This window comes from Streptomyces sp. NRRL F-4489, from assembly GCF_001509485.1.
GTDB lineage: Bacteria > Actinomycetota > Actinomycetes > Streptomycetales > Streptomycetaceae > Streptomyces.
Genome location: NZ_LLZI01000221.1, coordinates 120534 through 133233 on the forward strand (window position 1 = coordinate 120534; position 12700 = coordinate 133233).

The following is a 12700-nucleotide window of genomic DNA, read 5'->3' on the forward strand; positions in this document are numbered from 1 at the left end:
TCCCCCTGGCGCCGTCATGGACCGCGCCCCGGCCCCCGCTTGCTCGTGATTACGTAATTACGTAATCTACGGGCATGGATCTCGAACGGCGGGTGGCCGAGCTGGAGCGCCGGCTGGCCGCGCTGGAACGGGCGGCCGGGGCCGCGGGCGAAGAGCGTGCCGAGGCCGCCGAGGAGACGGCCCCCGCGCCCTCGCCCGCACCCGAACGGGACCCCGACGATGCGCTCTGGGCCCTGCACGGCCTGAAGGGCCAGCTCGCCGAGGTGGGCGCGGCCAACGGGGGAGTGCTGTTCACCGGGGCCGTACGGACGCCGGTGGGGCTGCACTACGAGTGGCAGTACGGCGTGGCCACCGACACCGTACTGGAGGGTGACTGGGCCGACGCGTCCGAGGTGTTCGCGGCGCTCGGCCAGCCGGTGCGGTTGCGGCTGCTGCGCGAGATCCTCGGCGGTCGCTGCACCGCCGCCGAACTCACCGAGCTCGACGGCACCGGCACCACCGGCCAGATCTACCACCATCTGCGGCAGCTGACCGCCGCGGGCTGGCTGCACACCACCGCCCGCGGCCGGTACGAGATTCCGGGCGACCGGGTCGTGCCGCTGCTGGTGATGATGTCCGCCGCCGGGCGGTGACGTCCGGCCGATACACAGGGGAGAATCACTTGTCCGAGAGCCGTTCCTCCGGGCCCATGGCGATAGCGCTCGCCGCGCTGGGCGCCGTACTTTTCGCGCTCGCACTGCAGAGGTATTTGGACGGGCAGCAGACGTACGTGGACGACTTGGGCCGCTTCGCCGGTACGGCGTGGGGCCTGGCGCTGACCGTGGCCGCCGTCGAATGGCAGAGCCGCCGGCTGACCCGAGGCTGACGGGCGCGGCTGATGGGCCAGCGGCCGGCTGACCCGCGCCGCACTCACCAACCAGCCGCTACCGAGGCGCGATCGTCCTCACCCAGTCATCGACGGTGAGGACGTCCGCCCACTGCGGGAACAGCCGCTCGGTGAGGACCCGGTGCACCTCCGGGTCGAGGTCCAGACAGCCGTCGGCCAGGACGGTGAGGCCGAAGTCCAAGTCGTTCGCCTGGCACAGGGTGGACAGCACCACGGCGCTGGTGGCGATGCCGGTGAGGACGAGGCTGTCGATACCGCGTGCTCTGAGCAGCACGTCGAGATCGCTGCCCGAGAACGCGCTCGCCCGCCTCTTGGTGACCACCACATCGCCCGGCCGGGGCGCGACTTCGGGGTGGATCCCGGTGCCTGGCGCGCCCTCGGCATACAGGCCGGCCTGGGCGATGGCGGCCAGAGCCCTGTTGCGCGTACCGACTTCCGGGAAGCCGGGACGGAAGCCGATGACCACGTAGATGACAGGCATGTCCGCCGCCCGGGCCGCGTCGATCGCCCGGCGCACGCGGGACAGGTACGCGGCGTCGGCGCCGGCGATGTCCACGATGGCCTGCTGGACGTCCATCACGAGAAGTGCGCTGGTCATGGTGTCTCCGGGGGACGTCGGGGCGGAAGTTGGGGCGATCGGACGCGCTGCTGGCCAGCGGATCAGTCCAGGAAGAGGCTCATGTACAGCGCCGTCTCCCCATCAGACTTGGTACCGCTGTAGAGAGAAGTGTCGAGGCCGCAGAAGATGAAACCCATCCGCTGGTAGACGCGGATGGCCGGAGCGTTGATGTTCGTCACTTCCAGCCAGACATGCCCGGCACCGCGTTCCCGGGCCCAGTCGATGGCGTGGCTCATCAGCGTGCGTCCGATTCCCCGGCCCTGGTACGGCCCCGCCACCTCGATATCGGCAATGGTCAGGCGACGGTTCCAGGGCTCGTACTCCGTGTCGACATAGCCGCACACGCGATCACGATCCAGTGCGACAAACCGGCGATTGCCCTCCGACACCTCATCGCGCTCGGGCTCATCGTCGGGAAAGACCTTGTGAACCGGCTGGTCCAGCTTGACCGGCCGGAAGGTGAACCCGCTCCCGGAGCCGACCACTTCGAAGACGGTGTCCGAGACGAACTCGCCCTTGATGACGGCGGACTTGTCCCTCTCGCTCTCTGCCACGCGATAGGTGAATTCGTCCACAGCCTCAAGGTCCCCTGATGTGGTGCCAGATAGCGTCACGTGCATAGGTTACCGGCGCCGGAGTGGCACGAGTTGCTGTCACCCACGAGATGCCTCGCCGATCATGCGTGAAGAATTCTTCGACAAGCCTTTCATCACAGGTCACGAGGCATCTCATGCGCTCCAGCAGCACATCTCCCAGCTAGCACACCGGTGGATCGAGGCTGAGGCGACGCAGGTCACATCCGTCCGTGTCACAGGGGGCCGGGCTGCCTCGTCTGAAGGGGTGTAGGCACTCACGATCAGTAGGGAGCACATCATGAACGCGCGACTGGACTTCTTCGCCCTCCCGGCCGCAGGCAAGCTCCTCAAGCACTTCATGGCGGCCGGCAAGGCGATCAAGGACTCCGTGCTGCCCGCCGCGACACAGGAGTTGGTGGCGCTGCGCGTCAGCCAGATCAACGGCTGCGCCTTCTGCATCGATATGCACACCAAGGACGCCACCGCTGCCGGCGAGACCTCGGTGCGGCTGCACCTGGTGGCGGCGTGGCGGGAGGCCGCGGTCTTCACCGAGGCCGAGCGGGCCGCGTTGGAACTGGCCGAGCAGGGCACCCGGATCGCGGACGGCGCGGGCGGTGTCAGTGACGAGGTGTGGGCCAACGCGGCCAAGCACTACGACGAGGAGCAGCTTGCGGCCCTGGTGGCCCTCGTCTCCTTCATGAACGCGGCGAACCGGCTCAACATCATCACGCAGCAGCCGGCCGGTGGCTACGAGCCGGGCCAGTCCCACTGAGCAGCGGTAGGCGGGCAAGCCGGTCAAGGGGGTCGGGGCCTGGGTCCCGGCCCCCGTGGCGCTACTCTGACGTGCCGGTTACGGGGAAGGAATGCGGCGTGAGCAAGGTGGAGGAATTCGAGGAGCTGCGGTCGCTGTTGTTCTCGATCGCCTACCGGATCCTGGGCAGTGTGAGCGAGGCCGAGGACGCGGTGCAGGAGACCTGGCTGCGGTTCGACGGCTCGGCGACCCGGCCCGCGTCGACCAAGGCGTTCCTGTCGGCGACGGTGACGCGTATCGCGATCGATGTGTTGCGTTCGGCGCGGGTGCGGCGGGAGGAATACGTGGGCCCCTGGTTCCCCGAACCGCTGCTCAGCGATCCGTATCAGGACCCGGCCCGGTCCGTGGAGTTGGCGGATTCGGTGTCCATGGCGGCGCTTCTGCTGCTGGAGCGGCTCAGTCCGCTGGAGCGGGCGGCGTTCGTGCTGCGGGAGGTCTTCGCGTTCGGATTCGACGAGATCGCCGCGGCGGTGGGACGGTCGGAGGCGGCGTGCCGCCAGCTGGTGGTGCGGGCGCGGCGGCATATGGAGGCCGGGCGGCCACGCTTCGCAGCGGACCGGCAGGAGCGGCAGGCACTGGCGACGCGGTTCTTCGAGGCGCTCAAGGACGGTGATGTCGGCGGGCTGCGGGATCTGCTGGCCGCCGATGTGCAGTTCGTCGGGGACGGCGGAGGCAAGGCACCGCAGCTGGCCAGGGCCGTGGTGGGCGCGGAGAAGGTGGCCCGGCTGCTGGGTACGGCCTTCCCCTGGCTGACCCGGATCGCCATGACCTGCGAGCCGCGGGAGATCAATGGCCAGCCCGGCGCCGTCTTCCGCGACCGGGACGGCAACGTGCACAACATCATGGCCCTCGACGTGCTCGACGGCCGGATCCAGACCATTCGCACGGTGATCAACCCCGACAAGCTCGGCCACATGGGGCCGGTCGCCGATGCCTGGGCCGTCGACCGGGAGGTGAGGCAGGCCCGCCGGCTGTCGAGGGAGGGGTAGGGGGAGTAGGGGGAGTAGGGGGAGGGAGGGCACGGGATCGTGGTCCCCGATCGATCAGTTTTCGAGAAGTCGCCCCCGGCAGCGCCGCCCTAGTATCAAGGCATTCCCCACGGGCGTGTTCCACACCGGCACAGGCACAGGCACAGGCACAGACGGAGGCGGCGATGAGCATGCCCGCGTACGCGAAGGACGGCAAGATCGTCTGCTTCTTCCAGTGCTCCGCGAAGTTCAAGGCCCGCTACTCCACGCTCGGCTTCAGTGACCAGGCCAACCTGGACGACGGCGGCGCGATGTGGCCGGCCGCGTACGCGCTGACCGGCGAGCTGACGGCCCGCGATGAGGTACGTATCGCGGAGCTGGTGACGCGGGCGGTGAGCTGACGGGGACGGTCCCGGCCCGCGATGCCGGGGCCGCCCCGCCCCGGCCCCGGCGTGCCTGGGCCCGCCCCGGCCTCGCCCCCGCGACGCCCGCCGCGCCGCGGGGCCGGGCGCGGTCAGCCGCCGACGTACGCCGCCAGATGTTCGCCCGTGAGGGTTGAGCGGGCGGCGACGAGGTCGGCGGGGGTGCCCTCGAAGACGACGCGGCCGCCGTCGTGGCCGGCGCCCGGGCCGAGGTCGATGATCCAGTCGGCGTGCGCCATGACGGCCTGGTGGTGTTCGACGACGATGACCGACTTGCCGGAGTCGACCAGGCGGTCCAGGAGGCCGAGGAGCTGCTCGACGTCGGCCAGGTGGAGGCCGGTCGTCGGCTCGTCCAGGACGTAGACGCCGCCCTTGCCGGCCATGTGCGTGGCCAGCTTCAGCCGCTGGCGCTCCCCGCCGGAGAGCGTGGTGAGCGGCTGGCCCAGGGTGAGGTAGCCGAGGCCGACGTCGGACATGCGCGCAAGGATCTTGTGGGCCGCCGGAATCCGCGCCTCGTCCGAGGCGAAGAACTCCTCCGCCTCGGTCACCGGCATCGCCAGCACCTCCGCGATGTCCCGCCCGCCGAAGGTGTACTCCAGCACCGATGCCTGGAATCGTTTGCCCTCGCACTCCTCGCAGGTCGTGGCGACACCGGCCATCATCGCCAGGTCGGTGTAGACGACACCGGCGCCGTTGCAGGTGGGGCACGCGCCTTCCGAGTTCGCGCTGAACAGCGCCGGCTTCACCCCGTTGGCCTTGGCGAACGCCTTGCGGATCGGCTCCAGCAGCCCGGTGTACGTCGCCGGGTTGCTGCGCCGCGAGCCGCGGATCGGAGTCTGGTCGATGGACACGACGTCCGCGCCCGCCGGCATCGAGCCGTGCACCAGCGAACTCTTGCCGGAGCCCGCGACACCCGTGACGACACAGAGCACGCCCAGCGGGATGTCCACGTCCACGTCCCGCAGGTTGTGCGTCGTCGCGCCCCTGATCTCCAGGGAACCGGAGGGCTTGCGCACGGTGTCCTTGACGCGGGCCCGGTCGTCCAGATGGCGGCCGGTGAGGGTGCCGCCGGCCCGCAGCCCGTCCACGGTGCCCTCGAAGCAGACGGTGCCGCCCGCCGTACCGGCGCCGGGGCCGAGGTCCACGACATGGTCGGCGATCGCGATCGCCTCCGGCTTGTGCTCCACGACCAGCACGGTGTTGCCCTTGTCCCGCAGGCGCAGCAGGAGTTCGTTCATCCGCTGGATGTCGTGCGGGTGCAGGCCGATGGTCGGCTCGTCGAAGACGTACGTCACGTCGGTGAGCGACGAGCCGAGGTGGCGGATCATCTTCACGCGCTGGGCCTCGCCGCCCGACAGCGTGCCCGCCGGCCGGTCGAGCGAGAGATAGCCGAGGCCGATCTCCACGAACGAGTCCAGGGTGTGCCGCAGGGACGCCAGCAGCGGTGCCACCGTCGGCTCGGACAGCGACCGTACCCACTCCGCCAGGTCGCTGATCTGCATCGCGCACGCGTCGGCGATGCTGACGCCCGCGATCTTCGAGGACCGGGCCGCCGCGGTGAGCCGGGTGCCGTCGCAGTCGGGGCAGTCGGTGAAGGTGACCGCACGGTCCACGAACGCCCGGATATGCGGCTGCATGCCCTCCTTGTCCTTGGCGAGCATCGACTTCTGGATCCGCGGGATCAGACCCTCGTAGGTCATGTTGATGCCCGCGATCTTCATCCGGGTCGGTTCCTTGTACAGGAAGTCCTGCAGCTCCCGCTTGGTGAATTTCCGGATCGGCTTGTCCGGGTCGTACAGGCCGGACTCGGTGTAGAGGCGGTAGTTCCAGCCACCGGTCTTGTAGCCGGGGACGGTCAGCGCGCCCTCGTTGAGGGACAGGGAGTCGTCGAAGAGCTGGGCGAGGTCGAGGTCGGTGACCGAGCCCCGGCCCTCGCAGCGCGGGCACATACCGCCGGTGATGCTGAAGCTGCGACGCTCCTTGACCTGCTGACCGCCGCGCTCCACGGTGACCGCGCCGGCCCCGCTGATCGAGGCGACGTTGAAGGAGTACGCCTTGGGCGAGCCGATGTGCGGCCTGCCGAGCCGGCTGAAGAGGATGCGCAGCATCGCGTTGGCGTCGGTGGCGGTGCCGACCGTGGAGCGGGGGTCGGCGCCCATCCGCTGCTGGTCGACGATGATCGCGGTGGTCAGCCCCTCGAGCACGTCCACCTCGGGCCGGGCCAGGGTCGGCATGAAACCCTGGACGAACGCGCTGTACGTCTCGTTGATCAGCCGCTGCGACTCGGCGGCGATCGTGTCGAAGACCAGCGAGCTCTTGCCCGAGCCGGAAACGCCGGTGAACACCGTCAGCCGCCGCTTGGGGATCTCGACGCTGACGTCCTTGAGGTTGTTCTCCCGCGCGCCGTGCACGCGGATCACCTCGTGGCTGTCGGCGACGTGTGGACCGGGCGGGGCCGCGGCCGTGCTCGTACCCGTACCCGTGCCTGCGCTCGTGCTCGTGCTCGTTCTCGTGGCCTTGCTCACGTGTCTCGTGTCTCCCTCTCCTCTGCGGGGCCGCCTCGGCGCTTTCCCGCACGGCGGGCGGGGCGGGTCGGGTCGGCCCGGCTCCGGGAAAGTATGTCCGACCGGGACGGCACCGCGGGCGCCGGGCGCCGCCGGATCACTACACGATGGACACGATCTGGCAGGCGGCTTCGGCCAGTTGGCGGTCGCCGCCGATACGCGCCCGGGCCAGGGCGGGCCGATGAGGCCGTGCTGTTTCAGACGAACGCCTCGTAGGGGGTGCGTGCCTGCCGCTGCCCCTGTCCCGCCAGGCTGCCTGTTCCCGTTCCTGTGCCTGTGCCCGTGTTTGTGTCTGTGCCTGTGCGGGGCCGGAGTGGGCGGGCGTTGAGGTCCACGCGGGCGCGGAGCGGTTCGGCGTACGGGGACGCCGGGGCGAGGGTGTCCAGGAGGGTGTGCGCGCGACGGCGCAACGCGGCCACGAACTCGTTGTACGGGTCGAGCACCTGCGGGCTGAGCAGCAGGTCGGTCAGCTCGCGGTGCGGGACGTCCGAGCGGGCGGCCTGTTCCAGGAGGCGCAGGGCGTGTGCCCGGGTGTCCGGAGCGGACCGGTTGAGCAGGTGGACCAGGAGGTACGTGGCGGTGCCGTTGCGCAGATCCGTTCCGGGACCGCCGCACACGTCGTCGTGGTCGTTGCGGATCTGGGCCAGGGTCCCCAGCACTTCGCCGAATTCGTGCCAGGCCGCGACGCTGTCCGGGCCGGTGCCGGTGCCGGTGCCGTGGGCCAGCCTCGCGGACATGGCGCAGGCCATCGCGTACACCGCGCCGCTCTTCTTCCGGTAGACCTCGTACACGTCCTCGGTGCCCATCCGATGCGGTTGGTTGAGGATGTCGCGGATCTGTCCGTCGCTGGCGGCGGCCCAGCCGTCCAGATAGTCGGTGCTCAGGGCCTGGCGCAGTGCCTGGGGTACGGGCAGGGCGGCGAGCGCGCGCAGCGGCAGCCCGTATCCGCACTCCAGGGCGGCGGTCATGGCCGCACCGCCGTTCATTCCGTACATCAGCGTGCCGGCGTCGCCGTCGGCCACGTCGTCGAAGGTGTTGGCCGACCGCCACCACAGGGCGTGGACCGCGGCGACCGGTACCGCGGGCGCCGCGCTGCCGCTGATGGCCGCGTGGACGAGGAGGGGGAGGGCGAACTCCTGGGGGTCGTGCCGCCCGTGCGTGACGAGGCCGGCCAGGGAGGTGCGGAGCACCGGGTGGCGGGCCGCGTAGTGCCGCTCGACGAGTTCGGCGAGGTGGTGCCGGACGTCGGGGAAGAGGCTGCTGATGTGCGCCTCGGCGCGGGAAGTGGGGGACAAGCAGGGCTCCGAGAGGTGGTGGTACGGACGAGGGGCGTTGAGGTGCGTGGGTGCGGAGTGGAGTGGTGTCAACGGCCGTGGGAAGGAGGCGCCTTGACGGTGGCCGGGGTACGGGTGTCCGGTGCGGAGCGGGGCGGTTCGGCGGTCGGCTCGACGAAGAGGGCGAGCACGCCGCTGGCCACCGCCGTGAGGGCGATGACGGCCGTCGTGGCGGCGAACGCCCGGGTGGGCGGGTCGCCTGCCTGGACGCGGGCGAAGAACACCGCCCCGAAACCGCACACCCCGAGCGCGGCCCCGAGCTGCTGGACGGTGGAGACCACGCCCGACGCCGCGCCGGAATCCGCCTGGGGGACCGTGCGCAGGGTCACCGCGAGCACCGGCGTGACGAACAGTCCCAGTCCGGCACCGGCCGCACCCAGCGCCGCCAGCAGCCACGGCACCGAACCGTACGCCGCGCTCAGTACGCACCCGGCGTACCCCGCGGACGCCAGGGCGGCCGCCAGGCAGAGCAGCACCCGGTCCGGTATGCGGCGGAGCAGCCGCGGGGCGAGGAGCGAGGCGAGCGCGAAGGTGCCCGCGGACGGCAGTATGCCGGCGCCGGTCGCCAACGGGCCCCAGCCCAGACCCTGTTGGAGCAGCAGGCCGAGGATCAGGACGAACGCGTTCAGACCGCAGTTGAGCAGGGCCACCAGGGCCAGTCCGCGGCGGAAGCCGGACAGCCGGAGCAGTTCCGGAGGCAGGAGCGGTGCGCCGCCGCGCGCCCGCAGCGCACGCTCGTACCGGAGGAAGCCGGCCGCCGGGACGAACGAGCCGGCCAGGCAGAGCAGGGTCCGGAGCGGATAGCCGTGTGCCTGGCCGATGACCAGCGGGACGGTGAACAGGCCGAGCGCACCGGCGGCGAGCACGGTGCCGAGCGGGTCCAGGCCCGCCCGGACCGCCGTGCCCGGAGCCCTCGACGCGTAGACCCGGACCGGGGCGCCCCCGGCCGCCCACGGCAGCAGCGCCAGCGCCGCGCCCCCCACCGGAACGTTGACCAGGAAGACCGTGCGCCACCCGAGCCCGGCGACATCGGCGGCCAGCAGCCAGCCGCCCAGCAGCTGCCCGGACACCGCGCCGATCCCCATCACCGCACCGGTCGCCGCGAACGCCGTGCGGCGCTCGGCCTCGTCGGGGAAGAGGGTCTGCGCCGCCAGGTAGACCTGCGGCACCAGCAGCGCGGTGCCGGCGCCCTGAGCCAGGCGGGACACGACGAGTACGGGAGCCGACGGCGCGAGGCCGCAGGCGAGCGAGGCGGCGGTGAAGAGCGCCATTCCGGCGCCGAAGACGCGGAAGCAGCCGAACGCGTCGCCCAGGCGCCCGCCGGCGATCAGCCCCAGCCCGTACACCAGTTGGTATCCGGCGAGGACGAGCTGCTCCTCACCCGTGGTGGTGTGCAGGCCGCGCTGGAGCGCGGGTATCGCCACGACGACGATGAAGACGTCGAGGTTGGCGAGGAAGGTGCCGGCGAGCAGGACGGCCAGGGCCGCCCGCCGCCGGTCGGCGCCAGGATCGGCCGCCCCGCGCCCGTATCGCTGTACGTGACTGTGTCGTTCCGCCACGTGGTCATCTTGAACGGGGCCCGGGCCGCCGAACAAGCGTATGCGGCCCGCGCGCCCCGCGACGGCGAAGTCCCCGCACGGCAAACGCACGCGAAATGAGGGGCGGGGGACGGGAGATGGTGCCGGTGGTCAAGGTGCGGAGTGGCGGGGGTGGTCCATAGGCGCCATGTTGACGCCCAGCCGCGCGACAGGAGTGCGCGGCACACCATCCGGCCCCCGCCGCCTGCCACCCCTGCTACGAAATCGCCCGCAGCTGGCCGCGGGAGCGGTGGCGGAGCCGGTCGACGGCCTGGGCCGTGTGCTCGTCGGCGGGAAGGAAGACCACCATCTGCTGGGCGTCGGAGGAGAGGTCCAACGTCTCGCGCAGCAGCCGGAGTTCGGTGCCGGATGGATGGTTGAGCCGCAGGACGCCGCGCGGCGGTACCACATGGCGGTTCATGCGCCGGGTGAAGTCGGGTCCGGCGACCGGCGCCAGTTCCGCGCTGAGCCATTCGGAGTTCTCGACGGCCGGCCCGAGCCACAGGTCGAACGCCTGCTCGTCGGCGACCTCGTCCCAGTCCGCGAAGAACGTGCGGGCGCGCGGGTCGGTGAAGACGTAGCGGGTCAGATTCGGGGTCTCCGCGTCGAGCAGGCCGGTCCCGCTCGTCACCGCCTCGTACGCACCGGTGTAGGCGAGGACGTCGCCGAGCCGGTTGGTCACCAGGGCGATGCCTGGTTCGAGGAGGCGGAGGGTCTGGAGGACGGCGGGGCGCACCTGGCGGGGCGGGGGCGTGGGACGGGCGTGCGCGGAGCAGGCACCGCCGGCGATCTTGGCGAGGTAGCGCAGGTGGTTGCGTTCGGCCGGGTCCAGGCTCAGCGCGTCGGCGAGCGCGTTCACCACCGCCGTCGAGGGGTTGCGGTCCCGGCCCTGCTCGATGCGGGTCAGGTATTCGACGCTGATGCCGGCCCGCGTCGCCAGATCCGAACGGCGCAGGCCCGGCGCCCGGCGGCGGCCGTGGTCCGGCAGGCCCAGCGTCTCCGGCTGGATGCTGTCGCGCTTGGCACGGATGAAATCCCCCAGTGGCGTACCCATGCCGTGAGAATACGACGCCGTGCCCCGCCCGCGCAGTGCTCAGGGTGGCCCTGCGGGGGCCAGCCTGAGCACGGCCTGGTTCGGATCACCGCGCGGCCCGATGGTTGTGGGCATGGACACCAACACCAAGCACAAGCTCGTGGTCATCGTCGGCAGCGTCCGGGAGGGCCGGTTCGGCCCGGTCGTGGGCTCATGGGTCGCCGAACAGGCCGCCGCGCACGGCGCTTTCGACGTCGAGACCATCGACCTGGCCGATATCGACATCCCGCTGGCCCTGCCCGCGGCACCGCCGAAGTTCGCCGGCGACGCATATCCCCGGCCCGCCGGGATGGCGGCGCTGACCTCGGCACTGGAGAGCGCGGACGCGTTCATCGTGGTCACGCCGGAGTACAACCACAGTTACCCGGCCTCGCTGAAGGCCGCCATCGACTGGCACTTCACCCAGTGGACGGCCAAGCCGGTCGCGTTCGTCAGCTACGGCGGCGCGGCGGGCGGCCGGCACGCGGTCCTCCACCTGGAGAACGTCCTGACCGAACTGCACGCGGTGACCATCCGCGACGGCCTCGCCTTCCCCAACTACTTCACCGCCTGGGAGGACGGCCGGCCGCTCGACCCCGAGGCGCCCGGATACGCCAAGACGCTGCTGGAGCAGCTTGCCTGGTGGGCGGGCGCCCTCCGGTCGGCGCGCGCCGCCGCTCCGTACCCGGCGTGAGCAAGTCCAGCACGAAGGAGAGAGACGACGATGCAGTACACCACGCTCGGCACCACCGATCTGAAGGTCAGCCGGATCGCCCTCGGCTGCATGGGATTCGCGGACCCGGCGCAGGGGGTGAACCCCTGGGCGCTGGACGAAGAGGCCGCCGCGCCGATGTTCCGGCGGGCCGTCGAACTGGGCATCACCCTGTGGGACACCGCGAACGTCTACGGCGGCGGCACCTCCGAGGAGATCGTCGGCCGCGCCCTCAAGACGTACACCCGGCGGGAGGACGTCGTCCTCGCCACCAAGGTCGGACTCCCCATGCACAGCGGGCCCGGAGGCGCGGGCCTGTCGCGCCGGGCGATCCTCACGCAGGTCGACGCCTCGCTCACCCGCCTCGGCACGGACTACATCGACCTCTACCAGATCCACCGGTTCGACCCGGCGACGCCGGTCGAGGAAACGATGGCGGCGCTCCACGAGGTGGTCGCGGCAGGCAAGGTCCGCCACCTCGGCGCCTCGTCGATGTGGGCCTGGCAGTTCGCCAAGATGCAGCACACCGCGGCCCGGAACGGCCACACGCCGTTCGTGTCGATGCAGAACCAGTACAGCCTGGTCCAGCGCGAGGACGAGCGGGAGATGTTCCCGCTGCTCGCGGACCAGGGCGTGGCCAGCCTGCCGTGGTGCCCCCTGGCCAAGGGGCGGCTGGCCCGTCCGCGCGGCCAGGTGACCACCCGCTCGGCGGGCGATCCGATGGGGCAGCGGTTCTTCGGCGACGTCGACCGACCGATCGTCGAAGCCGTCGAACGCATCGCGGCGGCCCGTGGGATCCCGATGGCCCGGACAGCCCTTGCCTGGGTCCTGAACAATCCCGTCGTCGCGGCCCCCATCGTCGGCGCCACCCGCCCGACCCACCTGGACGACGCGGCAGCCGCCCTCGACGTGCACCTCGACACCGCCGAACTCGAAGCCTTGGAAGGCCCGTACACGCCTCGGGAGCCGACGGGGTTCTGACGGGTTCTGACGGGCCGTCGGGCGGGATGGGACGGGGCGGGGCGGGCCTGGCACGACGTTCGCAGTGGGCCCATCGCCTGCTCGTTGACTTCCCGAACGATTGGAGGTTAGGTAAACCTTACCGAAGGTGCGGAGACCGGCAGCCGGTGACTGGGAAGCCGAACGCCGGGTTGTCTTGG

12 protein-coding genes and 1 pseudogene are annotated in these 12700 nt (G+C 71.2%); 7 read left to right on the forward strand and 6 right to left on the reverse strand.

Annotated features, from left to right (window positions below; all coding sequences use genetic code 11):
• The first annotated feature begins 74 nt into the window (after nucleotides 1–74).
• Both ADL22_RS16690 and ADL22_RS35395 read left to right on the forward strand, forming a co-directional pair.
• On the forward strand, nucleotides 75–632 hold the full coding sequence (locus ADL22_RS16690; RefSeq protein WP_066979435.1) for an ArsR/SmtB family transcription factor: 558 nt from the start codon (nucleotides 75–77) through the stop codon (nucleotides 630–632).
• A gap of 29 nt (nucleotides 633–661) precedes the next feature.
• A complete protein-coding gene (locus ADL22_RS35395; RefSeq protein ID WP_159048680.1) occupies nucleotides 662–865 on the forward strand; it encodes a hypothetical protein in 204 nt (67 codons plus the stop codon).
• A gap of 58 nt (nucleotides 866–923) precedes the next feature.
• Here ADL22_RS35395 and ADL22_RS16695 read toward each other — a convergent pair whose 3' ends face one another.
• Entirely contained in the window at nucleotides 924–1484 is a 561-nt protein-coding gene (locus ADL22_RS16695) for a cysteine hydrolase family protein (protein ID WP_066979438.1), read from the reverse strand.
• A 62-nt stretch (nucleotides 1485–1546) separates the two neighbouring features.
• On the reverse strand, nucleotides 1547–2080 hold the full coding sequence (locus tag ADL22_RS16700; protein WP_079064206.1) for a GNAT family N-acetyltransferase: 534 nt from the start codon (nucleotides 2078–2080) through the stop codon (nucleotides 1547–1549).
• 298 nt (nucleotides 2081–2378) lie between these two features.
• On the opposite strand from ADL22_RS16700, the gene ADL22_RS16705 reads away from it, so the two are divergent.
• The 3 genes and pseudogenes from ADL22_RS16705 to ADL22_RS16715 form a co-directional block, all read left to right on the forward strand.
• Complete coding sequence (locus ADL22_RS16705; RefSeq protein ID WP_066979444.1) at nucleotides 2379–2852, forward strand: carboxymuconolactone decarboxylase family protein; 474 nt, start codon at nucleotides 2379–2381, stop codon at nucleotides 2850–2852.
• A 98-nt stretch (nucleotides 2853–2950) separates the two neighbouring features.
• Nucleotides 2951–3880, forward strand: coding sequence for an RNA polymerase sigma-70 factor (locus tag ADL22_RS16710; RefSeq protein WP_066979445.1), 930 nt, complete (start codon nucleotides 2951–2953; stop codon nucleotides 3878–3880).
• Nucleotides 3881–4050: 170 nt separating this feature from the next.
• Nucleotides 4051–4260: pseudogene (locus ADL22_RS16715) on the forward strand (hypothetical protein); the annotation flags it as partial.
• 113 nt (nucleotides 4261–4373) lie between these two features.
• Here the strand turns inward: ADL22_RS16715 and ADL22_RS16720 are convergent.
• The 4 genes from ADL22_RS16720 to ADL22_RS16735 form a co-directional block, all read right to left on the reverse strand.
• Entirely contained in the window at nucleotides 4374–6701 is a 2328-nt protein-coding gene (locus tag ADL22_RS16720) for an ATP-binding cassette domain-containing protein (RefSeq protein WP_066979446.1), read from the reverse strand.
• A 341-nt stretch (nucleotides 6702–7042) separates the two neighbouring features.
• Complete coding sequence (locus ADL22_RS16725) at nucleotides 7043–8140, reverse strand: polyprenyl synthetase family protein (protein WP_066979448.1); 1098 nt, start codon at nucleotides 8138–8140, stop codon at nucleotides 7043–7045.
• Between the two features lie 68 nt (nucleotides 8141–8208).
• Nucleotides 8209–9738, reverse strand: coding sequence for an MFS transporter (locus ADL22_RS16730; RefSeq protein ID WP_066979449.1), 1530 nt, complete (start codon nucleotides 9736–9738; stop codon nucleotides 8209–8211).
• A 235-nt stretch (nucleotides 9739–9973) separates the two neighbouring features.
• On the reverse strand, nucleotides 9974–10810 hold the full coding sequence (locus tag ADL22_RS16735) for a helix-turn-helix domain-containing protein (RefSeq protein WP_066979452.1): 837 nt from the start codon (nucleotides 10808–10810) through the stop codon (nucleotides 9974–9976).
• A gap of 112 nt (nucleotides 10811–10922) precedes the next feature.
• Here ADL22_RS16735 and ADL22_RS16740 point away from each other — a divergent pair, with 112 nt between their 5' ends.
• Together ADL22_RS16740 and ADL22_RS16745 are read left to right on the forward strand one after the other, a co-directional pair.
• Nucleotides 10923–11522 carry an NADPH-dependent FMN reductase gene (locus ADL22_RS16740; protein WP_066979455.1) on the forward strand — a complete coding sequence of 200 codons (600 nt, stop codon included), beginning with the start codon at nucleotides 10923–10925 and terminating at the stop codon, nucleotides 11520–11522.
• 30 nt (nucleotides 11523–11552) lie between these two features.
• Nucleotides 11553–12521, forward strand: a complete 969-nt coding sequence (locus ADL22_RS16745; protein ID WP_066979458.1) for an aldo/keto reductase — start codon at nucleotides 11553–11555, stop codon at nucleotides 12519–12521.
• Nucleotides 12522–12700: the final 179 nt, after the last annotated feature.